General features: G+C 49.1%; 23 protein-coding genes. 7 read left to right on the top strand and 16 right to left on the bottom strand.

All coding sequences use genetic code 11. The annotated features are described in order from the left end of the window. Window positions 1–137: 137 nt before the first annotated feature. The 7 genes from BGL48_RS11915 to cspE all read right to left on the bottom strand — a co-directional run bounded on the left by BGL48_RS11915 (window position 138) and on the right by cspE (window position 6,450). Complete coding sequence (locus BGL48_RS11915) at window positions 138–770, bottom strand: LysE family translocator (protein ID WP_069362846.1); 633 nt, start codon at window positions 768–770, stop codon at window positions 138–140. Window positions 771–953: 183 nt separating this feature from the next. Continuing rightward, window positions 954–2,381 (bottom strand): aspartate kinase, encoded by a 1,428-nt coding sequence (locus BGL48_RS11920; protein ID WP_069362847.1) that lies wholly within the window; start codon window positions 2,379–2,381, stop codon window positions 954–956. Between the two features lie 77 nt (window positions 2,382–2,458). After that, on the bottom strand, window positions 2,459–2,848 hold the full coding sequence (locus tag BGL48_RS11925) for an ectoine synthase (RefSeq protein ID WP_046075984.1): 390 nt from the start codon (window positions 2,846–2,848) through the stop codon (window positions 2,459–2,461). Between the two features lie 50 nt (window positions 2,849–2,898). Beyond that, window positions 2,899–4,176 carry a diaminobutyrate--2-oxoglutarate transaminase gene (gene ectB, locus BGL48_RS11930; protein WP_069362848.1) on the bottom strand — a complete coding sequence of 426 codons (1,278 nt, stop codon included), beginning with the start codon at window positions 4,174–4,176 and terminating at the stop codon, window positions 2,899–2,901. 11 nt (window positions 4,177–4,187) lie between these two features. Beyond that, the gene (gene ectA, locus BGL48_RS11935) at window positions 4,188–4,745 is read right to left on the bottom strand and encodes a diaminobutyrate acetyltransferase (RefSeq protein WP_077459636.1); all 558 of its coding nucleotides are present in this window, start codon (window positions 4,743–4,745) and stop codon (window positions 4,188–4,190) included. Window positions 4,746–5,063: 318 nt separating this feature from the next. After that, a complete protein-coding gene (locus BGL48_RS11940) occupies window positions 5,064–6,059 on the bottom strand; it encodes a bacteriohemerythrin (RefSeq protein WP_069362849.1) in 996 nt (331 codons plus the stop codon). Between the two features lie 184 nt (window positions 6,060–6,243). Next, entirely contained in the window at window positions 6,244–6,450 is a 207-nt protein-coding gene (gene cspE, locus BGL48_RS11945) for a transcription antiterminator/RNA stability regulator CspE (RefSeq protein WP_025744354.1), read from the bottom strand. A gap of 581 nt (window positions 6,451–7,031) precedes the next feature. Here cspE and BGL48_RS11950 point away from each other — a divergent pair. Both BGL48_RS11950 and BGL48_RS11955 read left to right on the top strand, forming a co-directional pair. Beyond that, window positions 7,032–7,982, top strand: a complete 951-nt coding sequence (locus BGL48_RS11950) for a slipin family protein (protein WP_046075979.1) — start codon at window positions 7,032–7,034, stop codon at window positions 7,980–7,982. A gap of 15 nt (window positions 7,983–7,997) precedes the next feature. Continuing rightward, window positions 7,998–8,468, top strand: a complete 471-nt coding sequence (locus tag BGL48_RS11955) for an NfeD family protein (RefSeq protein WP_369801971.1) — start codon at window positions 7,998–8,000, stop codon at window positions 8,466–8,468. A 97-nt stretch (window positions 8,469–8,565) separates the two neighbouring features. Here the strand turns inward: BGL48_RS11955 and BGL48_RS16155 are convergent, their stop codons facing one another. Both BGL48_RS16155 and BGL48_RS16285 read right to left on the bottom strand, forming a co-directional pair. After that, window positions 8,566–8,778 carry a hypothetical protein gene (locus BGL48_RS16155; protein ID WP_131828056.1) on the bottom strand — a complete coding sequence of 71 codons (213 nt, stop codon included), beginning with the start codon at window positions 8,776–8,778 and terminating at the stop codon, window positions 8,566–8,568. After that, the gene (locus tag BGL48_RS16285; protein WP_167483336.1) at window positions 8,775–8,948 is read right to left on the bottom strand and encodes a hypothetical protein; all 174 of its coding nucleotides are present in this window, start codon (window positions 8,946–8,948) and stop codon (window positions 8,775–8,777) included. The genes BGL48_RS16155 and BGL48_RS16285 overlap by 4 nt, the downstream gene beginning before the upstream one ends. Before the next feature lie 259 nt (window positions 8,949–9,207). Between BGL48_RS16285 and metC the strand changes: the two genes are divergently transcribed. Further along, window positions 9,208–10,401 carry a cystathionine beta-lyase gene (gene metC / locus BGL48_RS11960; RefSeq protein ID WP_069362851.1) on the top strand — a complete coding sequence of 398 codons (1,194 nt, stop codon included), beginning with the start codon at window positions 9,208–9,210 and terminating at the stop codon, window positions 10,399–10,401. A 66-nt stretch (window positions 10,402–10,467) separates the two neighbouring features. On the opposite strand, the gene BGL48_RS11965 is transcribed toward metC, so the two are convergent. The 5 genes from BGL48_RS11965 to BGL48_RS11985 all read right to left on the bottom strand — a co-directional run bounded on the left by BGL48_RS11965 (window position 10,468) and on the right by BGL48_RS11985 (window position 16,204). Then, on the bottom strand, window positions 10,468–12,066 hold the full coding sequence (locus BGL48_RS11965) for a methyl-accepting chemotaxis protein (RefSeq protein ID WP_069362852.1): 1,599 nt from the start codon (window positions 12,064–12,066) through the stop codon (window positions 10,468–10,470). 241 nt (window positions 12,067–12,307) lie between these two features. Beyond that, complete coding sequence (locus BGL48_RS11970; RefSeq protein ID WP_069362853.1) at window positions 12,308–13,546, bottom strand: quaternary amine ABC transporter ATP-binding protein; 1,239 nt, start codon at window positions 13,544–13,546, stop codon at window positions 12,308–12,310. Further along, window positions 13,539–14,435: an ABC transporter permease gene (locus BGL48_RS11975; RefSeq protein WP_069362854.1), complete on the bottom strand. Its 897-nt coding sequence runs from the start codon at window positions 14,433–14,435 to the stop codon at window positions 13,539–13,541. Before BGL48_RS11975 ends, BGL48_RS11970 begins: the two co-directional genes overlap by 8 nt. Window positions 14,436–14,502: 67 nt before the next feature. Further along, the gene (locus BGL48_RS11980; protein ID WP_069362855.1) at window positions 14,503–15,498 is read right to left on the bottom strand and encodes an ABC transporter substrate-binding protein; all 996 of its coding nucleotides are present in this window, start codon (window positions 15,496–15,498) and stop codon (window positions 14,503–14,505) included. Between the two features lie 166 nt (window positions 15,499–15,664). Further along, on the bottom strand, window positions 15,665–16,204 hold the full coding sequence (locus BGL48_RS11985) for an isochorismatase family protein (RefSeq protein ID WP_069362856.1): 540 nt from the start codon (window positions 16,202–16,204) through the stop codon (window positions 15,665–15,667). Between the two features lie 159 nt (window positions 16,205–16,363). On the opposite strand from BGL48_RS11985, the gene BGL48_RS11990 reads away from it, so the two are divergent. After that, window positions 16,364–17,233, top strand: a complete 870-nt coding sequence (locus BGL48_RS11990) for a DMT family transporter (RefSeq protein WP_069362857.1) — start codon at window positions 16,364–16,366, stop codon at window positions 17,231–17,233. A gap of 23 nt (window positions 17,234–17,256) precedes the next feature. Here the strand turns inward: BGL48_RS11990 and BGL48_RS11995 are convergent, their stop codons facing one another. Then, window positions 17,257–18,240 carry a lipid A deacylase LpxR family protein gene (locus BGL48_RS11995; protein ID WP_077599697.1) on the bottom strand — a complete coding sequence of 328 codons (984 nt, stop codon included), beginning with the start codon at window positions 18,238–18,240 and terminating at the stop codon, window positions 17,257–17,259. A gap of 138 nt (window positions 18,241–18,378) precedes the next feature. On the opposite strand from BGL48_RS11995, the gene BGL48_RS12000 reads away from it, so the two are divergent. From BGL48_RS12000 to viaA, 3 genes are all read left to right on the top strand, one after another. Then, the gene (locus BGL48_RS12000) at window positions 18,379–19,209 is read left to right on the top strand and encodes a sulfurtransferase (RefSeq protein WP_069362858.1); all 831 of its coding nucleotides are present in this window, start codon (window positions 18,379–18,381) and stop codon (window positions 19,207–19,209) included. 250 nt (window positions 19,210–19,459) lie between these two features. Beyond that, complete coding sequence (locus BGL48_RS12005) at window positions 19,460–21,127, top strand: AAA family ATPase (protein ID WP_069362859.1); 1,668 nt, start codon at window positions 19,460–19,462, stop codon at window positions 21,125–21,127. Next, window positions 21,114–22,592 (top strand): ATPase RavA stimulator ViaA, encoded by a 1,479-nt coding sequence (gene viaA / locus BGL48_RS12010; protein ID WP_069362860.1) that lies wholly within the window; start codon window positions 21,114–21,116, stop codon window positions 22,590–22,592. The genes BGL48_RS12005 and viaA overlap by 14 nt, the downstream gene beginning before the upstream one ends. Here the strand turns inward: viaA and BGL48_RS12015 are convergent. Further along, window positions 22,576–23,478, bottom strand: a complete 903-nt coding sequence (locus BGL48_RS12015; RefSeq protein ID WP_069362861.1) for an EamA family transporter — start codon at window positions 23,476–23,478, stop codon at window positions 22,576–22,578. The genes viaA and BGL48_RS12015 overlap by 17 nt on opposite strands. Window positions 23,479–23,519 lie beyond the last annotated feature (41 nt).

Here is a 23,519-nt window from a genome sequence, read left to right on the forward strand (position 1 = left end):
AGGTGAAGGCGTAAAACGCCTTCAACGAGCCAATGTCAGTTATACGACTGACAGAGGCATAATATATCAGACAACTGCCTGAATTTTTATCACTCAACGTCTGGTTCGTTGGTTTTTCACTCAGGTCGTCGGATGGATTACAAGGATTGTTGAGCAAAAAGCCAGGCAGCGAGCGCCGCAAAAACGAGCGCCATTATTTTATGCTGATACATTTGGACGCGGGTATTGGTGAGCATTGCATTGCCAAGCTTGCCGACTATCGCCACTAAAAGCAGATTAAAAACGAGCCCTAATATGTTGAGGAGCAGCCCAAGCGTTAGCAGTTGCGTGCTGGACGAGGCTTGAATTTGCTGCGAAATAAACTGCGGTAAAAACAACACAAAAAACAATAGTGCCTTTGGGTTCAATAGGTTGGTCATCACCGCGCGTTTATAGAGATATTTGCCCATGCCTTGATGATGCGCGAGCTCGGCGCTGTCTGTTGGACAGGCGCGCCACATATCTATACTCATTTTTAGCAAATACGCGGCTCCTACGTACTGCAGAATGGTGAGGGCCGTTGGTGACATCGCAATTATGGCTGACACGCCGGTTGCGGCTAACCCGGTCAGGATCAATCCTGATGTTGCATTACCCAAGCTCGCGGCCATACCAACCCGTCTGCCATAGCTAAGACTGGCGCTCACGATTAGCAACATATCCGGTCCGGGCACCAGCAAAAGTGCGACAACGGCGGTTAAGTAAACGGGGAGCATATTGGGATCGATCATAAAGGCACTACAGCTTTCCAGATAAAGTGCGGAATTTTACCTTTTAACTAGACTTTATCAACACGGATAGGCGATTAGGTTGGTTTTTAATCGTAAATAGGGGTTCTAGGGTAGCCTATAAAACTAAAAAACCCCCTTAGGTAAGGGGGGAGGGTTTCTTGCTTGTCATGTGCACCGAGAGTACTAAGCGGCCCGAATGGTTGGCTTAGGCGTAGGCTCTTCAATAAAACAAGCATGTAGTGCACAAATCGACGCATGGTAGAACTTATCGAGTACTACATATTGCACATCCACATCGCGCATTGATGAGTGCGCCGCCTTAGGGTTTATCTCTGCGTCAAGCAACGCCAGCATACCCTTGCTCATGGTTTGGTTTGAGTCGATGCGGCTACCAATGACAGAAATCAGTGCGACCATTTCACCCGTAATCTTCGCTTTCGGGTAGAGCTTCTCAACACGACTAATCACCTTGTCTTGACTGGCTGTTTTGCCGTCTAAGTAGTAGGTAATTGAGTTGGCATTCATCTCTTTACTGATGAGCTGCACGTTCTCTTCGCGAATGATTTCCATCACGTCATAGCTGACCTGATCAACATGCCCAACCATTGATTGGTCAAAGATATGGAGAGCTAGCACCTTATCTCGACCCGCAATGATCTCGATCTCTTTGTCTTTTGGACGATATTTGTGTGAGATCACCGTACCCGCGTGCTCAGGCTCGAAGGTGTTTTTCACGACCAATTCGATACCCACGGCGCGCATCCCCGAGGCTGCGTTAGGGTGGATGGCTTCCATCCCTAAGTTGGCCAACTGGTCAGCCACATCGTAGTTACTAAGACCCATAGGCTGGACACGTTCTGGACCCACAATGCGAGGGTCGGCGCTGCTTAGATGATATTCTTTGTGGATCACCGCGCTGCTAGCTTTGGTCAACACCGCAATACGGCTGAATGTCATTTCACTGTAACCGCGGTCATAGGTCTTCATCAGACCTTCATCACAATAGACGTAGCCGGTAACGATGGGCAGCTCAGTACTGAAATCAATGTCTTCCATGGCATTGGCAATCACCGTATTGAGGTCGCCTTTGCCTTCATCGGGATTATCCCAGCCAGAGAGGTCAACAAATCGTGAGTTTATCCCCACACTCTCAAGCAGTAGCGTTGAGTTGTGCGCACTGTGTGCCTCACCGATAGAGGAGAGAAACTCGCGAACTTGTGGGAGATAGCTTTCCAGAGAAAACTGCCCATAGTTACAGGTTTCGAGTATACCTTCGATACAGCTATGTGCTTTTTCCATGCGTTGACGGATAAAGTTGTCAGCACGTTCACGGTATACAGGATCGGGGAACATATTGCTATTAATAAGCAGCATACGTTGCTCTAGCTCGTCCATCGCATCACGCCACTTTGGATTATTGGCGGCGAGAAGGCGATAAATGCCGGGCTTGCCCGAACGCTTACATTCTAGCAATGCATCCGTGATGCCAGCGTAAGCAGAAACAACAAAAATGCGGTTGTACGGGTTTGACGGGTACAAAAAGATATTATCCATGACAGCGTCGTAGGCTGACATCGACGTACCGCCGATCTTTTCAACGGTATGATTCATGTGAGCTCCTTGTGGGCTTTTATGAATTAGGGAGTCGATTGGGTTTACAGGGGCAGCATCCGGCTGCCCCGTGACGGTTAATCGACTAATGGATAAACACCGTTTTCATCGTGTGTTTCCTGCCCAGTAATCGGTGGGTTGAACACACAGGCCATGACCATATCAACACCTTTGTTTGCGCGAAGCTGGTGCTCGTCATGTTTGTCTAGGATATACAGTGTGCCAGGTTTAATAGGATAAACCTTACCGTCATCCGTGGTTTCAATTTCACCTTCACCCGACATGCAATACACAGACTCTAAGTGGTTCTGGTAGTGAATGTGCGTGTCAGTATTGGCATAGATGGTGGTAATATGGAAAGAAAATCCCATATTATCATCGCGTAGCAACATGCGTACGCTTTCCCAGTTTTCTGCCACTACGCGGCGCTCGGTTTTCTGGCACTCTTCTAATGTGCGGACAATCATGTTTATTCCTTCAACGTCTCTTCGTTAAACAAGGCTTATTATCTTAGCGATTACGATGCTTTTTTAAGCTTCTCTTTCTTGTACTGCTCGACCGATTTAACGAAGATCTGCAAGCCTTTTTCCATCTCTGCTTCACTGACTGTCAGTGGCGAGAAGAATTTGATCACTTCATCATCTGGACCCGCGGTCTCGATAATCATGCCATTGTCGAAACATAGGCTAGTGATGTCGTCAGAAATGTCACCGTTTTGACAAGCGATACCCTGCATCAAGCCACGTCCTTTGATGGTGTCAAACAGATCACTATGCTCGTGCAACATCTCTTGCAAGACCTTGTTTAGCTGATCCGCACGCGCTTGAATATGCGTTTGGAACTGATCATCACGCCAGTATGTGTCAATCGCTTCCGCTGCAGTTACAAACGCGTGGTTGTTACCACGGAATGTACCGTTGTGTTCACCCGGTGCCCATTGATCCAGCTCAGGTTTTAGTAGCACCACGGCCATTGGTAGACCATAACCACCAATTGATTTGGACAGGGTCACAATATCGGGCTTAATGCCTGATGGCTCAAAGCTGAAGAACGTCCCCGTACGGCCACAACCAGCCTGGATGTCATCGACAATCATCAAGATGTCGTGTGCCTTACAAATATCTTGCAGGCGCTGCAACCACTCATTAGAGGCTGCGTTTAGGCCACCTTCGCCTTGGACGACTTCAAGCAGCACTGCAGCAGGTTTATCACCGCCTGTTAGGCCACTTGATGCGTCATTAAGCATGGTTTCAAACAGGGTTAAACCATCAACGTCTGCATAGCCATCGTACGGAAGACGTGTCACCGCGTTATTGACAGGGATGCCGCCACCACCACGGTGATGATGATTACCCGTCACTGCCAATGCACCATATGTACAGCCGTGGAAGCCGTTGGTGAAAGATACAATATTTGCACGGCCTGTCACTTTACGAGCAAGCTTCATTGCCGCTTCAACAGCGTTAGTGCCTGTTGGGCCAGTAAATTGGAACTTATAGTCCAAATCACGCGGTGCCAAGATGTGTTCTTTAAATACTTCGAGAAAGCGTGCTTTTGCACCTGTGTACATATCCAGGCCGTGTGTAATGCCATCTTTCTCGATGTACTCGATAAGAGCTTTTTTCAACGTTGGGTTGTTATGCCCATAGTTGAGTGAGCCGGCGCCAGCAAGAAAATCGAGGTAGCGCTTGCCGTCGACGCCTGTGATCCAGCAACCCTTAGCGCTTTCAAACACCACCGGGAAGTTGTTGGCGTAACATTGAACATTTGACTCCTGCGATTTAAAGATATCCATAACTCATCCTGTTATTTTTTGAGTGGAATTCGGAAAAGGTATTCGGTGTCGTGTTCACCGTTGAAGTGCTCTTGTTCGTCAAGGAACACAGAGCGCTGACCACCTGTACCGTAGAGGCGGTCTACCTTTTTAAACAGCGCCCAAGATCCGGCGTTGTCTTCAGTGATAGTGGTTTCGATGAAGCGAATATTGCTTGAGACTTTGCGTGCCATCAGCGCTTCGATCATCGATAGGGCAAGCCCTTCTCCACGTGCTTTGGGTGACACGGCAACCTGCCAGACAAAAAAGGTGTCTGGCTGCTCAGGGCGAATGTAGCCCGAGATAAAGCCTTGTACATCACCCTCACGCTCTGCAACGACACAGGTCTCTTTAAAGTGCGTCGCCTGTAAGAAGTTGCAATAAGCGGAATTCACATCCAACGGTGGGCACTGTGTGATTAATCGATAGATATTGCCGCCATCCTTGATAGCTGGCTTACGAAACACAAACTGCGTGTTGGTCTGGGTCTGTTTACGGTCACGTACTTCAGATTCCAGTACTGCCGTGTCTGTCGTTTTTGATCGCCACATAATTGTTTTGTGCTCTAACGAATTCGTTTTATATAATAGGCGATGAATTTGGTTTATCAACCCCAGATTTTAGTGTTGGGTTTATCATCTGTAATTAAATTGATGAAATATATGAATTTATTTATTGTTAAATTTTTTGTGAAGGTAAGTGTTTTGAGAAGTAACATTTACTGGCCTAAAGGTGTGGGCAGGTTCCCACATCCCATATATGTGGCGGAATAGGGGCGATAGGCTAGGAACAGATAGCTTGGATGTATGTCTCGGTGCCAACAGGCAAAGAGCACTGTGGGCACCGAGGTGGGCTAGCGACTTAGTGTGCTAGGGGCCCTGTAGTAAGAAATCACGATATTGGGTATCTTCACGCACCACATGGTGAATCCACCAATAACGTAGAAACTTAAAAAACTCTGAGCGGTATAGCTCTGGGTCGGCTTGGCACTGTAGCAGCACATATTGCGCTTGCCGGGCGAGGCGTTGGTGAATCGCAGCATGCGCTTTGTATTTGGGGTAGGCGCGCGCTTCGAGAATATCTTCCTCGAGCTGAAAGTGCGAGTCAATGTAGTCACGAAAGCGTTGCGCGAGGGCCTCAAAATCCGTCTTAGTCTCGTCCTCATGGTGGTAGGCAATGGCCTCATACGTATCGTTGATGATAGAGAGCAGCTGCTTGTTACTCTCATCCAATGATTGATGTCCCACTGTATACTTTTCTTGCCACCGAATGAATTTCCGATCTTTCGACTCTTCCTTGGGTGGGGCTATGGATGGCTCTTTTGGCGTCAGGTGCGGTTGCGCTTCGTTTTGTGGCTCGGTAATGCCCTTTATTTTTTGTTGTTCTTCTTCGGTAAAGACGATGACTCCATTGTGCTCAAACTCCGTTGATTTGGCAGGATCTGACTGGTACATCTCAAAGTAGAATGTGGGGGGCTTTTTAGCTTTGGTCTGCTTCGATAGCTGCTTGACACGGTTTTCTAGATCTTGTTTTTTCACCGGCTTAACCATAAAAGCATCGACGTCATAGCGAATGCACTCGCTGATCACTGCCTGAGACGCGTTAGCGGTTAAAATGATGATGGGTGTGTCATGACGCAAATGATAGCGACCGCTCCGCATCAGTCGTAACATTTCCAACCCGTCAATGGGATCCATTTGTAAGTCGGTAATGATCAGATTGGGCGCTTCATGGTATGCCTTTGATATCGCTTCGGCGCCATCTTCTGCCGTGATCACCGACTTAATACCCAGTGCTTGGGCCATCAATCCAATGGTGTCACGAATCATTTCATGATCGTCAACAATTAAACACGGAGATAGCATACGTCCTCCTGACAATGTCTATGTTTTCAGCCTAGTGGATGGTGGCAAGAGCGTCTATAGCGCGTGTGAAAGGAATGCGACTTGGATGAGGTTTTGCTTAAAAATGATGGGTAAGAGCAAACAACAAATGATAGCGACAAAAAAGGCGCCCAGTTGGGCGCCTTTCTCTTAAATTTGGTTTGGCTTACAGGCGAACGACGTTCGCAGCCTGTGGGCCTTTCTGACCTTGCTCGATATCGAACTCAACCTGTTGGCCTTCTGCTAGTGTGCGGAAGCCTTCACCAACGATAGCACGGAAGTGAACGAATACGTCTGGACCGTTCTCTTGCTGGATAAAACCGAAACCTTTCTCTTCGTTAAACCACTTAACGGAACCATTAGCTTTGGACATGGTGTCTCCTGAATATATTAACTAGGTGTTGCAGTGACGCGAGTGCCGTTAATCGACTCTATGGGCAAATGTAGCGAATATCTTCAGGACAACTAACTTTCCAGCCTAGCGGTGGGGTGTTTCGATGTATCTATATTCAATTGCTGCATAAATTTCCGATTATCGAAGCTGCTAGGCAGCCTCAACAGGACCACGCGTTATTTGCGCGTCAGTTTACTATTGGTTGCGACTCGGTATGTCTACGACCAACAGTCCGTCAACCAACACGGTTGAACATTATCGAGAATACACCCAAAAGAATGTGAGGTAAATCTATTTTGCGGATGAAAGCGGCAACTTTGTGCCAGCGTATTGTGAAAATGAGAGCAAGGCCAGATAACTGTGATATATCGGCGTATAGTACATCGTAGAAAAGCGATCTAGATTGCGAGGAGTGTCAAATCACTCGTTGGATGATGTCTTTTTATGCTGACAATAACGTATCATGAAAGACGACGAGTAACGCCGCAGACACGTTTGTGCGCGCGTTTGGGTTTGTTTATGCCAGTCATAATTGTGACTCGCAGTGATAGGGTTTCTCCATGGATACGATTTTTTTAGAAACGTCGAGTTTTATTGGCGTCTGGGTCGTGCTGGCGGTCTTAGTGATCGTGGTGCTACGCGGTGCGATTAAGTTTGTGCCACAAAATACGGCGTATGTCGTCGAGCGGTTTGGTAAGTATTACAAGACGATGGAAGCGGGTCTCAATTTCATCGTGCCATTTATCGATCGTATTGGGTATACCAGGACGTTAAAAGAACAAGCGTATGATGTACCCAGTCAATCCGCGATCACGCGCGATAATATTTCGCTGGTTGTTGACGGTGTCTTATACATCAAGGTATTGGATCCGTATAAAGCGTGTTATGGCGTCGACGATTATGTGTATTCCGTGACTCAGCTTGCGCAAACCACCATGCGTAGTGAGGTGGGTAAAATGGAGCTGGATAAAACCTTCGAAGAGCGTGAAAGCCTAAACACCGCGATTGTTTCTGCCATCAATGAGGCCGCTCAGCCCTGGGGCGTTCAGGTGCTGCGTTACGAAATCAAGGATATCGATCCACCTCGCTCTGTTCTCGATGCCATGGAGCGTCAAATGAAGGCTGAGCGAGAAAAGCGTGCGGTGATTCTTGAATCAGAAGGGGCGCGTCAATCGGATATCAACGTTGCTGAAGGTCAAAAGCAGGCCCGAGTCTTAGCGGCGGAAGCGGAAAAGTCAGAGCAAATCTTGCAAGCGGAAGGGGAAGCGCAAGCCATTATTGCGGTTGCCGAAGCGCAAGCCGAAGCACTTGAAATCGTCGGGACACGAGCGATTACAGAGGAAGGCCAAAAAGCCATCCAGTTGGAGCTTGCAGAGAAAGCGATCAAGGCGAAACAGGCGATTGCCAAAGAGTCCTCAGTGGTACTGCTGCCTGACTCCGGGACAGGTGCAGCGAACGTGGTTGCAGAAGCGATGACAATTATTGATACACTCAATAAGAGCAAAGCGTAAAACAGGATGTTTAGTGTGAGTATCTACCTTGCAGAATTAACCGTGATTGTGGGCTTGTTACTGTTAGCCGTTGAAGTCTGGCTACTGGGTTTATCGACCATTGTGTTATTGGCAACCGGTGTTGCTGCTATTTTGGTGGGACTCTTGGCGATGGTCGGCGTTGTGCCAGAAACGGTGACGGCGTTATTTAGCAGCACCGGGATAGGTGCAGGCTTGTTAACTGCCATGCTGTGGCGGCCACTTAAACAGTTACAACGGGGCGGACGACGCCCGGATAATCGCCATAGTGATTTTATCGGATTGACCTTGACGCTCAGTGAGCCGTTGAGCCGAGAGCAAACATCGACGGTAAAATACTCAGGTGTCACTTGGCAACTGCAACTAAGTTCGGCCGCCAGTGATTGCACATTGCTGGCTGGCGATCAGGTCAAAGTGGTGGGCGTTGATGTTGGACGATTTACGGTGGAGCCTGCATTGCCGGAGTGAGAGACACGTTCAGTGCCCGAACACGACCAATCGCCGTTGATGACATGAAAAAGCTCGGTCACAGTGCCGAGCTTTTTATTGCGTATCAGCCTGTGATTTAGGCTTTTTTTAGTTGCTTTTTAAGCTTCTTCAGCTTGTTTTCCTGCTTCGCAACTTTCGCTTTTGTTTTCTTAATTGATTTTTTCAGATCTTTTTTCGACGCTTTCGCCATGATTTCTCTCCTTAATGAGGATTTGCCGAAGCGTTTGCCACTGCAGTACAGCTTCAATGCTGTGGACGGGGCCGGCATGTCCACCCCAGGTGTGATCACGATGATTTATTCGTTTCGTGGTCTTTTAAAAACTGTTTAATAAATCGGCGTATTTCACGTGCTGCGGATGTGTCCAGTTCGTCGCAGGCCTCTAAGAAGGCATCGCGTTGCTCGCTATTGATTCTTACTAGTAACTGGCTGTCTTTCTTTGCTTTTTCTTTTTTTGCCATGCCAATACGCCTATCTTTTAGATATACAATGTATATACGTTTTTATAGTGGTGCCAGGAGAGAATAGCGAAACTGTGATCTACTTAGTACTGTAATCAATATGGATCGCGAATATCAATAGGCTGAATGAGTTAGTGCTGAGCGCTATGACATATAGCCAAATCGATGTCATAAAATCTATTTTTAGCCATCTAAATGTCTTTACTGCCTTTGTGTAAACCCGTAGGCTATAAGTCAGTCAACCTAGGATGAGTGAACGATGGAAAAGAAATACAGTCGTACACAGCTAATACATGCTGGACGCCGTAAAGCCTATACCCTTGGTGGGGTCAACCCAGTCGTACAACGTGCCTCTTCAATTGTTTTCGATACGTTAGCTGAGAAGAAGCACGCGATTGTCAATCGTCACCAACAAACCTTGTTCTATGGTCGACGAGGAACCACCACCCATTTTGCGCTGCAAGATGCCATGACCGAGCTTGAGCAAGGTGCGGGATGCGCACTCTTTCCCTGTGGTGCAGCGGCCATCGCAAACAGTATCCTCGCGTTTGTGAAAACCGGTGACCATATTTTGGTCTCAGGATCGGCGTATGAGCCAACCCAAGATTTTTGCCAGAAAATTCTCGCCGATATGCAGGTGAAGACTGAGTATTTTGATCCTCTCGAGGGCGCGGAGATTGGTCAACGTATCACGCCAAATACACGGGTTGTGTTTCTGGAGTCACCCGGCTCTTACACCATGGAAGTGCACGATACGCCAGCAATCGTTCAAGCGGTAAGAGAAAGAGCGCCAGATGCAATCATCATGATGGATAACACTTGGGCAGCAGGTCGCTTGTATCAACCGTTAGTGCAAGGCGTAGATATTTCGATTCAGTCCGGGACCAAGTATATTATTGGTCATTCGGATAATATGCTAGGTACCGCGGTTGCCAATGCCCGCTGCTGGCCAACCTTGCGTGAGCGTGCCTATTTAATGGGGCAAACGGTCGATCCTGATACTGCTTACCAAGCCGCTCGTGGATTAAGAACGCTCGATGTGCGACTTGCCCAGCATCAGGAAAATGCCTTACAGGTGGCTAATTGGTTGAATGAGCAAACGGAAGTGGCAAGCGTGCTCCATCCTGCATTTGCCGACTGTCCCGGGCACCGCTATTTCGCGCGAGACTTTATAGGCAGTAATGGCCTCTTTTCGTTTGTGTTTGCGCAGCGTTTGTCTGATGCGCAATTAGACGCTTTTTGTGATCATTTGCAGCATTTCAGTATGGCTTATTCATGGGGCGGCTTTGAGTCGTTATTGTTGGCCAATCAGCCAGAGCAACTCAATCGCATCCGCCCTGTGGGTAAGGTGGATTTTTCCGGCACGCTTGTCAGGCTACATATCGGCTTAGAGGACGTTGACGATCTGATTGCCGATCTGGCGGCCGGTTTCGCACGCATTAAGAATGCTTGAGCCAAATCGCCCCTGTGAAAAAGGGGCGTCCTCTATACCCTGTGAAGCGGTTATCAAACCAGGCCGTTAGGTTTGAAATTGGTCAGTTAATTGTGTCAACGCGCTGGATTGATGGCTTAACTGGCCACTGACATCACTGGTAGTATCGATTGCATCGGTGAGTGACTGGCTACCTTGTTTGAGCGCGCGACGCTGCTGGGTGAGGTGAGCAATTTCTTTATGCTGAGAGTCCAGAGCGGCTTCCACTTCCGCACTGAGCTGTTCAAGCCCCTGGAAGGTGGTGTGCATCTCGCCTAAATAGCTCTGCAGTCGGACACTGGCTTGCTGATTGTCAGCACTGGCTGACTGTGTTTCCGTTAGCAGGGTATTGGCGGTATCGACTTGGCCGAGTAAATCATTGATCCAACCTCGAATGTCGCCAGTTGATTGAGCTGTGCGTTGAGACAAACTTCTCACTTCATCAGCAACGACGGCAAAGCCTCTCCCATGCTCACCGGCGCGCGCGGCTTCAATCGCAGCATTGAGGGCGAGCAAGTTGGTTTGTTCTGCAATGCCCTCAATCACATCCATGACGCCGGCGATTTGGTTACTGGTTTGTTTCAGCGTTGCCATGGTACTCGAGACGTTTTCAACCACTTTGACGCTATGGGCAATTGAGGCTTCTGTCGCACTCATTTGTGTTTGAATTTCATCGTTGTCTTGAGAGACTTTGCCGATGTATTCACGGGTATCATGAATGGCGTTGGCAATTTCCGTGGTTGCGCTTTCCATAACGGTCAGCGATTGCGCGACATCGTTAACGTTTTGCCGTGTTTGCTGGTTAATCGTCGCCACTTGCGTACTTTGTTGGTCTAACGTATCCGACTGTTGATCAAGCGCTGATGTTCGCGATTGTATATCGGTAACAAAGTGACTGAACTTATCGAGCAAGTTATTTGATGCGCGAGCGACGGCACTGACTTCATCCTGATACTTATCGAATAAACGCACGGAGAGATCGGAGCGCTTATCGATATCCGTCAGGGACGTAGCAATATGATCCAGACGCACCACCACGGTTTTTCGCAGCCACGTCATCAGTCCCAAGGCCAGCAGTAGTGTGATCCCACAACCGATATAGACAATGTTCGATTGCTGATGCAAAAAAGTAATAAGCGCACTGGCAGAGTTTTTCGCGTTATCTTGACGCTCGGTCAGCTTTTCGTTGATGGCTGCTAACATGGGGTCAACGGCAGGATAGAGATCAAAGTCCACAAGACGCCCTGCATCGTAAAAGCTTTTACTGTCGACCGTTTTAGCAAGCTTGGTGAGGTATTGGTCAAACTTCTTTTTACCTTCTTGCTGTTCGGCACGCCAGTCCGACAAAGACGGATACTGTGATAGCGCTTGCCAGCTCTGTTGATAACGCTGCTGAAGTTTTTCAAACTCAGGGGTGATCTCGTTCCAAAACAAGACTTGTGCTTTGATTTTTTGCGACAGATTGACGAGGTCGCGGTGATCCCGCTCAAGAGCTAAAAGCGCCCATACTTCGGGAAGTTGATGATTCACATATTCGGCTGAGGCATCTGCGGAGCGAGCCGATATCCAAAGTGCGAGACTACCAAGTCCGATGGTCGAGGCGATAAAGAGGGTGAAGGCGATCAATAACCGCTGTCTTACGCTCATGTTACTTCCTGTCAACTGCCTAATCTAATGATGCGCCGCAGATTAAGGAGCCACTGTTTCATTAGAATGACAGGTGTCTCAATAATGTGATTTGGGAGTGAGATCACCGTTCATTTATTTGAACGTGGCGCAGGTGCAGCCCCAGAGGAGGGCTAAAAAAGTGTGCAAAGCAGACGTAACGACAAGAAAAAAGCGCCCGACTGGAGGGGCGCTTTAACAGCGAATGATGGTGTATTGGTTGCTAGCTGGCCTTTTTCGGTGAGTTTTGATCCTCAGATAACGCAGACCCTTTCTGAGCGCTTTCACTGAGAATGTTTGCGACCGTCTGTCTGGATAGATGGCCTATAAGCTCGCCTTGATTATCAAACACGGGGAGCGGCCATTTGGACTCCAATGTATCTGGGATGACGGTTTCCAATAACGAGTCTTGCTCAATGGCCGGTACGTCTTCAAGGAGGCTTGCCTCAATATCACCGCTTGGATCTTTATCACTGAGGGTTTTTTGGCTTAATGTGCCTTGATAGCCATCTTCTGTGATGTAATAGCCATAATTGGCTTTTTGTTGACGCATCTGCTGAATCGCATCGCCAATCGTATTGGCACTGATGCGGCAGATTTGTGGCTGCATCACGGTTTCGACCGTTAATGCGCGAGCACGGTTAACGTCTTTTACGAAGGCTTCGACATAGTCATCGGCCGGTTGGAGCAAGATATCGACCGGCTCACCCACTTGCACGAGCTTACCATCACGTAAAATGGCAATACGGTCGCCCAGCCGCAAGGCTTCATCAAGATCATGGGTGATAAAAATGATGGTCTTGTGCAATTTTTCCTGCAGTTCTATCAGCTGGTCTTGCATCTCACTGCGAATGAGCGGATCAAGCGCGGAAAATGCTTCATCCATCAGCAAAATTTCTGCATCGGTGCAGAGGGCGCGCGCGAGGCCGACACGTTGTTGTTGTCCGCCAGATAATTGTGCCGGATATTGATCGGCGTAGCCGTCAAGACCCACAGTCGACAACCATTGATCCGCTTTTTGATCGCGTTGCGTTTTTCCTTCCCCTTGGATTCGCAAACCAAACCCAACATTTTCTCTTACTGTGCGGTGCGGGAGTAGGCCAAAACGTTGAAACACCATGGACATCTTATGGCGTCGAAACGCCTGCAACTCTTTTTGCGAGTGCTTCATGATATCGGTGCCTTCCACGCGGATTTCACCTTCGGTGGGATCTATCAAACGATTGAAATGACGAATTAAGGTTGACTTGCCGGAGCCCGATAGGCCCATGATCACAAAGACCTCCCCGCGGCGAATAGAGAGGTTGATATCACTGAGGCCAATGGTGTGCCCTGTTTCTTGCAATAAGGCGTCTTTACTTTTTCCTGCTTTGACCGCAGGCATCACCTTTTGCGGGTGGTCGCCAAACACTTTATATAGGCCCTGGATCTCAATTAAGATGTCCTGCACTGGCTTAGTCATGATCGCCTCCTTTGAGATGCTGCTGGGAACGTTTGGCGTAGCTTTGAGACACACGATCGAAAATAATCGCAATCACCACAATGGCGAGACCGTTGAGAAGGCCCAAGGTAAAGTATTGATTGGTAATCGATTTAAGCACAGGTTGTCCAAGGCCTGAAACGCCAATCATGGAGGCAATGACCACCATCGCCAAGGCCATCATAATGGTTTGGTTAATGCCTGCCATGATGGTTGGCATTGCCAGGGGGAGCTGGATCTGGAATAAACGTTGAAAACCATTAGCGCCATAGGCGGTCGCTGCTTCTAGCACATCTTTGTCGACTAACCGAATACCCAGATTGGTCAAACGAATGACTGGCGGGATGGCATAGATAACCACCGCGATAACCCCGGGGATTTTGCCAATACCTAATAGCATTACCACTGGGATTAAGTACACAAACGCAGGCATAGTTTGCATAATATCCAGTAACGGCGTGACCATGGCCTGAGTACGATTGGACTTGGACATCGCAATGCCTATCGGCACACCCACGCCAATCGCGACCAGTGTACACACCAAAATGATACTCATGGTGCTCATGGTGTCCTCCCACATCCCTAAGTAGGCAATCAGGGTGAAAGAAACAACCACAGCTGTCGGGAGCTTCCAAGAGCGACTGGCGAGGTACGCGATACCGGCCAGTACGGCAATCACCAGCCACCAAGGTGTGGCGAGGAGCAAATCTTCGAACCAAACAAGAAAGTGGAGGAGAGGGTCAAAGAAGGCTTCAATACCTTCACCATATTCGCGAGAGAAGTTGCGATATGCGCCGTCGAGTGTTTGTCGAATAGCGAGCAGATCGCGCCTGCTCATTTCTGGCACTTCCGTTAGCCATGAATCAGCCATTGTTATTGTTCCTATACTGCTAAAGGAGAGTCAGCGCAGCGGCAGTACCACGCTGACTGTTGCAAGGTTACAGAGCGTCTTTTACTTTTTCAGCGACGTCACTGGGCACCCATTGTGTCCAAATGTCTTCATGATTAATGAGGAAGTTGGTCATCGCATATTCCCCATCGGCCTGGTTGTCCTCCATCCAGGCGAGTAAACCATTCATTTGGTCATTGGTAAAACCACGTTGTTTTAAATATGTCAGCGCCTCGGGGGCGCGAGTAGCAAAGCGTTCTGTTACTACGGTATCGACGTCAGCCGCCGGATACATGGTCGCTTTCGGATCCATACAATCATTGGCGGTAATACAGTCTTTATAATGCTGTACGTCTGTACCTGTTTCAAAGTCCACCTTGACCATATCATATTTACCCAATACCGCTGTCGGTGCCCAGTAATAACCGAACCACGCTTCTTCGCGTTCGTAAGCTTTGGCGATTGAGCCGGCAAGGCCTGCACCAGAGCCCGGATCGACAATTTCAAAGCCGCTGTCAGCCAGATCTAAAGCCTCAAATTGGTTTTCTGAGGTAATTTGGCAGCTCCAGCCCGCGGGGCAGCCATAAAAAGCAGACTTTGAGGCATCTTCTGGGTGGGGAAATAAATCAGCGTTCGCTTTGATCCCTGAAATAGTCTTCAGTTCAGGATGCTTTTCGACCATATAACGCGGGATCCAAAAGCCTTCTTCGCCGCCTTCAACAAATGCACTACCTGCGTAGCGAACTCGCCCTTCATCGATACCGCGTTGTAGGCCTTCGCGCATCGAGTTACTCCAAAACTCGGGCGCAATGTCGGGTTCACCTTTTTCAATCATCGAGGTGCCCGTTGGCATGGTATCACCAGGCACAAGCTCGGCATCGCAGCCGTAGCCATGCTCTAAAATAAACTGATCAATGTTGGCAATCAGGCTGGCAGAGTTCCAATTCATGTCAGCGATAGTGACTTTGCCACAGGCGTGATCATCTGCGCTGGCCGGTAATGCCGAGAGCGAGAGAATAGCGGCTGAGAGTAATCGTTTGTACATATGCTTCCTTTCCTTTTCAAACATGCGTTCCAAATAATATTAGACCACTAATTAAATTGTTAGGAGGATAATGCGGCACAAGTCTCATTTTTCGTTTTCTTAAATCGATATTTGCGCCTAACGCCCTCCACTACGTGATACAAATCATTAGAGATCTACTGAGTGCTCACTTGATGAGTGACAAAAACGCTTTAAAGTCTGGGCCCCCTGCGTGTTGTTGCCATTCAAACAACAAGGCTTCGACCACGGTGACCCAGGCGCCATGCTGTTGCATCATCGTGATGCCACTTTGGTAGTGAGCAGGCTGACAGGATGACGTCGCATCGGTGACAAGGTGCACATGATAGTGATGGCGAAGTAGATCACAGGCGGTTTGATACACACAAACATGTGTCTCAATGCCACATAAAATCACTTGTTTGCGGTTAAGTGAATTCAGTACCTGCTCAACTTGCGGCTCGGCAAAAGCACTAAATGTATACTTAGCTATCGGCGTGTTGTCTGGCATGAGGTCAGCGAGTGCTGGCGTTGTTGCGCCAAGCTTTTCAGGCAGTTGTTCTACCCAAACGACAGGTATATCGAAGTGTTGGCACCCACGTAATAGTTGAGCCACGTTTTGGTGTAACTCCTCGCTTCCCACTACTTTTTGCGCCAACTTGCCTTGCATATCAATCAACAAAACGACGGCATTTTCGGTGTTAATCATTCTAGTATCCCCCTGTTTTACCGATAAATAAGCATAGCAGCTCTACATGATTACGCTGGCGTTCTTCGCCCACAACCATTTATCTTTTTGTAAAGATACTTGATGCTGATCAATTTTTCGGCTAATCTATCTTCACATAAAGATAAATGGAGACAGGTGATGCATTATTTTATTGCGATTCTCGCCCCCATTTTTTGGGGAAGTACTTATTCGGCAGTTGCATTGTACTTGGGGGATCTTTCCCCTTACTGGATGGCGGTCTGGCGGGCGCTGCCTGCCGGGATCTTAATGCTGTTGATCAGTCGCCGTGGTTTACCCTTGAGTTTGCCGAGAATGCTCGCAGTGAGCTTTTTCAATATTGCTGCTTTCTTTTTACTGTTATTTATCGCGGCATATCGACTACCGGGCGCAGTGGCGGGCACGTTAGGGGCCACCTTACCGCTCGTTCTGATGCTCTTGCAGTGGTTAACGGAGGGAAAACGGCCAGAGCCTAAGCTGCTTAGCTTGGCATTACTTGGGCTTGTCGGGGTGGGATTGTTGCTTAACCCGTCCACAAACATAGACTGGGTAGGGGCGGGCGCCATGCTGTTAGCAACCTTCTTTGTCGCACAGTCAACATTGTGGATGAAGCGATGGGAAGCCAAAGATATCTTTGGTTTGACCGCGTGGCAGTTGGTACTGGGTGGTGCGATGTTAATCCCCTTTGCCTGGATCCTAGCGGGGCCACCACAAGCGCCAACACTGCACGCGGTGCCAGGTTTAATATGGGTGATTGTGCTCAATACGGCTGTCGGTTATTGGGCCTATATCCGCTCTATTACCGTGCTGGGGCCTAATCGCCAATCGATTATCATGTTCCTTAATCCGCTCACGGCCGTGACCCTGGGGGTACTCTGGATTGACGAGACGCTACAACCGCTTCAGTGGTTGGGTATTGCGATGATTCTCGCGTCTCTATTGTGGATGAAATTCTCCGATAAGTTAACGCTATCGCGCAGTGCGAAAACGGCGGCGGCTCCCTCACGATAGTGGGAGAGGGAATCGCACTATTACTAATAGCGATAGTGCACGGTCCAGGACGCGTAACTATAAGTGTTATCGATCGCTTGCTCATAATCCTTGGTATGCAGTACGACGCTGATATCCGTGCCCCAGCGGGGTTGATAAAACGCCACGCCCGCTGCGGCACTGGCTTGCCAGTGGGTCATGTCGATATCTGCATTTTCTGGCGGTTTATCGCCATTGATGGTGATGTCATTGGCACGATAGCGTCCTTGGATAGCGGTATACAAGAAGGCGCCTTTTTCACTGGCTTCAAACAAGCGGCTATCGAGGTGCCGGCCAGGCTCGAAACTAATGCCACCGTAGGTGTTAGCAAGATCCAGCCCCACTCGGTAGCTAAGGCCTGCTGACAACTCACTACGGAAGTTGCCGATATCCGCTCGGCCTGTCACCCCCCATTCTTGATGCTCGCTACGGCGTAAAAGCTGGTGGCGTTCATAGGCAAGCTGCGCTACTGGGGTATTTTCCACTTGATAGTTCCAGCCTTTTGGGTCGGGCGAGTCGATGAGGTCATGAACGTAAGACTGTCCTTCTTCGGTTTGTGAGGCGGGGCCAACCATACCAAGCATCAGTGACCACTTATCGACCCGTTCTGGCGTCTGCTGGTAGAGACCGGGCTCGATAAATATCAACCCTGCATAAGGACGTTCCTCGGGTTGAGGTGTGGTATAGGTAATATCATTGGGCGTCCACATCATTTGCCCAATATCCACACTCCAGCCTTGCCTTGCCGACTCGTTGAGCGGAAGTTGCTCGGCAAACCAACGAATCGGCTTAACCGATTTGGCGCGCAAATCATCAGACCAATCCGCATGCCAGTGGGCATAAACGCCGCTGGTGTATTGGTTGTCGACCCCCAATGGGCTGTCGTTTTCAATCGTTAATCCAAAGCCAGCCGCCAAGGCTGCACTTGGCGCAAGTAGCAAAGTGGGAAACAGTAAAATAGTGCCACTGATCACGCGAGACGGTGTCATTCACATCCTCATTGAGTTGCATCTTCAATGCGAGGCTCTCAGTATGAGTAAAAACGCAGGCTGACACCAGATGAGAAAGGTCAATATCTTGTGAAAGGGTGGTAAGCCGTCAATCAACGATGAAAAGGAACTGTCAACATGTCAGTGTTTGTAACTGCCGAGTGGCTGGCCCAACGCCTTGATACCGTGATCCCTGTCGATGCCAGTTGGTTTATGCCAGATGTATCGAGAGACGGCTTTCAGGAGTGGCAACAACGGCGGATTCCGGGCGCCGTGTATTTCGACTTCGACGGTCGTATTAAGGATTCTGCCTCGAGCTTGCCCCATATGCTGCCTGATGAGGACAGCTTCGCCCAGCAGATGGGCGCACTAGGCATTGCGTCGCAAGATACCTTGGTGGTGTATGATACCCAAGGATTGTTTTCTGCCGCGCGGGCATGGTGGATGTGCAAGGTGATGGGTCATCAAGATGTGTTTATCCTGAATGGTGGCCTACCTGCATGGATGGCCTCAGAGGGGCTGATTGATAACACCCCGCCGCAGCCACGTGTCGAAGCGACCTATCAGACGCAGTTTAAACCCTACCGCTATATGGATGGTGCCACCTTGGCAGACAAACTCGCGGTGATGAATGTGATTGATGTGCGTCCTGAAACGCGCTTTTGTGGCGATGTCCCTGAACCGAGAGAGGGTGTGCGTAGCGGCCATATGCCAGGCGCAACCAACCTCCCTTTTGTCAGCTTGACTGATCCACGTGGCTTTGTGATCAGTGAGGGTGAAGCGCGATCGACCGTGTTACCTCACCTAAGCGATACGCGGGTCAACGTGGCGAGCTGTGGCTCGGGGGTTACCGCGTGCATCTTGGCCGCTGTCGCTGAGCACTATTTCGCCTACCCTGTGGCGGTTTACGATGGCTCATGGACCGAGTGGGGCGGACACTCACACTGGCCCGTTGTCAAAGCAGGTTAATCCGCAAGCAACGACAAGGAGGTGTGTCACAAGATTGACTTGAGAGTGATCTATGTCACTATCTGACAAGTGTGCTAATGATATATCGATACATTAATTAATATTATTTTACATAGTGGTGTGTTTTTTGTGCGGTTAGTCGGCCGGTTAATGGTAAATAGCGCTTGGCTTGCCATGATTAAATCAACAAGCGCTTCGAGGTTATCAAGCACAAACATACCCCATATAGCGATGAAAATCGGAGTATCACTTGTCTCAAAACCTTGCCACCGTCAGTCAACGAGCTTTGCTACCTGAACGTATAGCCAGCCTCATCAATGCGCTTTCTAGCGGCGTGTACGAACGCGAACATACTATCAAGATGTGTTTGTTGGCCGCGCTTGCCGGTGAAAGTATCTTCTTACTGGGTCCGCCCGGGATTGCGAAAAGTTATATCGCTAAACGATTGATTGAGGCATTTGATAACAGCCAGTTTTTTGAATACTTGATGACTCGATTTTCCACGCCGGAAGAAGTATTTGGCCCGCTCTCGATTCAGGCGCTGAAAGATGAAGGTAAATATGTACGCTTGACCGATGGCTATTTGCCCAATGCCGACGTGGTCTTCTTGGACGAAATATGGAAAGCAGGGCCGGCGATCCTCAACACCTTGCTGACCGTGGTCAACGAACGCACCTTCAAAAATGGCGAGCATGTTTATCCTGTTCCTATGCGTTTATTAGTGACCGCGTCCAACGAATTACCCGAGCCGGACAGTGGGCTCGATGCCTTGTACGATCGCATGTTGCTACGAGTGTTCGTCAATCGGATCCAAGAGAAGAAAAACTTCAAACTGATGCTTACCGAGCCCAGCCAAGATGAGGCAACGGTGGCCGATAAGTTGAAAATTAGCCATCAAGAATATCAGCATTGGCAGACCATTATTCCCACACTGGATCTGCCCGATGCGATATTCGAAAAACTCTACACCCTAAAACAACGGGTAGAAAATGCCGGCAGTGAGCAATCACAGTTTGATCCAAGTGAGCTTTATGTGTCGGATCGCCGGTGGAAAAAAGCAGTGCGTTTGCTAAAAGCGGCCGCTTTTTTCAATGGTCGTGACGAAGTCGCTCCACTGGACTTATTGTTACTGGAAGACTGTCTATGGCATAGCCCAGAATCGCGCGATGTAGTGCAAACCGTGATGCAGGCATTTGCCAAAGAGGTGCTGTTCGATCAACAAGAAGTACTCGCTTTGATCGATGACGTCAAAGTGGCGTTAGAAGAGATTGAGCAAGATACGGCTGAGGCGCTGACCTATAGACAAGAGACGGCCACCGCTGGACTCACGCGCAAAGCAATGATTGACGTGAGTCAGTCGCCTCGCTTCACGGTCAACCAAAGTCGAGACTTGGTGCGTTTTGTCCTACTTCGGGCCAACCCATCGGTGTCAGAGCAAGAAAAAGGTGACAGTCGCTGGGTGTATCTCGATGCGGCCGACATTGAGAAAAAGTTAAAAACAGGCAGCACAGACTTGTATGGCTATGTGAATAAAAACAATCACCTGTGCCGGCTCACGTTAGAGTGGGATGCGCAGCACGCCTTGGTCATTAAAGATATCGCTAATCGGCCGGTGCCGATGGCCTTGGTGGGGGTTAACGATCCCAGCGAATCGCAGCTAGCAGATTGGAAGCAACAAACCGATCAGGCGCTTGAGCAATTGCAACACGCACAGTTTTTAATTCGTCGCGCGCGCAGTCAACTCAATGCTGGGTTACCGCATTTATTTGCGCAACCGGATCTGCTGGAAATCGCATCAGCGAGTTTGGTGGATGTTGAACATGAGGTTAAAACGCAGATCGATAACCTAGAGCGCCAAGTTAATCGTTTAGCGCGCTTAGGTGAGTTCTTCTCAGGGGCGAGCCATGCTGAGTGCTGAGAGCCTGAACATGGGGTTGATGCTCGCCGAGTCTGGGTTACTGGATGCGGCGATGACAGAGTTGATGTCTCACCCCCAGTTGCTGGTGTTGACGGAACGAAGCCCAGCGATTAAGCGAGCCGTAAAAAAACAGCTTCACCGCTGGCGAGGGCAAACAAAACGCAAGCTGGTGCAGCAAGGGTTGTCAGCTTCCCTGAAGCAAGAAATTCAATACTACGAGCAGGCCACCGAAAAAACCGCACGCGCGTTTGAAAAAGAGATTGATACCTTACTGAGTCAGTTAAAATCGGTCTCTTCGTTCTATCCGCAGGCGGAAAAGCTCGCCGCCCATCAAGCTCAGCACGCCGACCCGATGTTTCAGTCGTACTTTTGCAACAAATGGCATGCGCATTTAAAAGCGGAAATACAAAAAAATCAGTCCGACAGTGTTGAGGCGCAAAAACAAAAGCTACTTGAAGACTTGTATCGGCGAATAGCCACCTATCAGCAAATGGATGGTGTCGATCAGTCAGGCGATATCAGCAAAGTGGGGCGGCTGTGGGATATGGCGGCAAGCTCTCTTTCTCAGCAAGACGTCACCTTGCTTAAACGGTTTATTACGTTTCTAGAGAAAAACCCGGAGCTTCAAGCTATTGCGGAACAACTTGGGCGCATGGCCAATCAGGTGAATCTTTCTGGGCCCAGCCAACAGCCCATTGAAACCCTGAAAACCAAACCAGAGCGCCAGGTGGATGTGCCGGACGATATCACGGGGATTTGTCAAAGTGATCGGGTTGATCGCTTGTTGCCCAATGAAGCGGTGTTACTCGCGGATCCGGCGCTTGAAGTGGTGTTTTACAAGCAACTGGTCGACAAACAGCTCCTTAATTATCAGTTTTCCGGCAAGGCCTATCGTCGTAAAAAAGTCGAGACACAGGCGCCGAGTCAATCTAAGCCGGAACAAAAGAAAGGGCCGTTTATCATTGCCGTGGATGCCTCAGGCTCAATGAGTGGCTTTCCAGAGCAGTGTGCTAAAGCCCTCGCGTACGTGCTGATGCGAATTGCCGCCACCGAACACCGAGACTGCTACGTGATGCTGTTTTCCACTGACCATATTAGCTACGAGTTAACCGGTGAGCGTGGTTTGCAAGAAGCGATGAGCTTTCTCTCCTACCGTTTTCATGGCGGCACAGATATGACGCCAGTCATTGATAAAGCGCTCAATCTGATGGAAAGCGATCGTTATCAAAACGCCGATCTAGTGGTGGTGTCAGATTTTATCGCGCCTAAGCAATCGGATGCGATGATCAGCAAGGTTGAGACACTGAAAGCCAACCACAATCGCTTTCATGCCGTCAGCCTGTCCAAATATGGCAATCCCAGCCTAATGGCTATGTTTGATTATTGCTGGCGGTATCAGCCGTCGTTGGGTGGCAGGTTGCTTAATCAGTGGTGGCCGAGTAAATCACTTACAGCGCAGAAGTAGGTCTGGCACGGGTTTTTAGTCCCAACCAGCGGCCAATGCGCCGACCTAATACTGACAGGCTCAAGCCAGTAACAATCAAGGCCGCCCCAATCCACTCGATCAGCGATAAGGATTCTCCCAACCCGATCGATGCGGCCGCCATACCGACAATCGGGATTAATAGCGCAAACGGGGTAACCGAAGCCGAGGTGTGCTGGTTGAGTAACCACCCCCAGATAGCGAACGCTACCAGTGTAGACAAGTAACCCACATAAGCAATTGATATCCATCCGGATAACGGTGTCGCTTGTAACAGCGCAAGAGGTTGATGACTCTCAAACCAGTACGAAAGGGCAAACAGTGGCAGCGGTGGGATTAAGCTCACCCAAACCATAAAGTGCATCAGGTTGACGCCTGGCATTTGTTTCATCACCATGTTTGCGATGGCCCAGAAAAAGCCAGCGGCAACGATCATCGCCACCCCTGTGAGTGTTGCGCTCCCCGTTGACGTGACGAAGAAGAGCCCAAAGCCGACAAAGGCAACAGCAAGTCCGATGCGTTGCGGCAAGGTAATATGTTCTTTAAGGAGCAGGGCGCTTAATGCAATGGTAAAAATCACTTGTGATTGTAATAGCAACGAGGCGATACCCGCTGAGGCATCGTCCTGCATGGCAATAAACAACAAACTAAATTTAATCACGCCCAGGCTTAGTCCTACCGCGAATAGTTGCCAAAGTTTTACCTTAGGACGCGGAATAAAAAATACCGCCGGCAAGGCGACGATAAAAAATCGTAACCCTGAAAACAAAATGGGTGGGAGGGTTTCCAGCCCAACTTTAATGACGGAAAAGTTGACGCCCCAGATCAGCACCACCAATAAAGCGAGCAGAACGCTTTTAATGTTCATAGCCAGTCCCTTACTAAGATACCGCTACCCTAGCATGGAAG

The sequence above is a fragment of the Salinivibrio sp. SS3 genome (assembly GCF_001722105.1).
Classification (GTDB): domain Bacteria; phylum Pseudomonadota; class Gammaproteobacteria; order Enterobacterales; family Vibrionaceae; genus Salinivibrio; species Salinivibrio kushneri.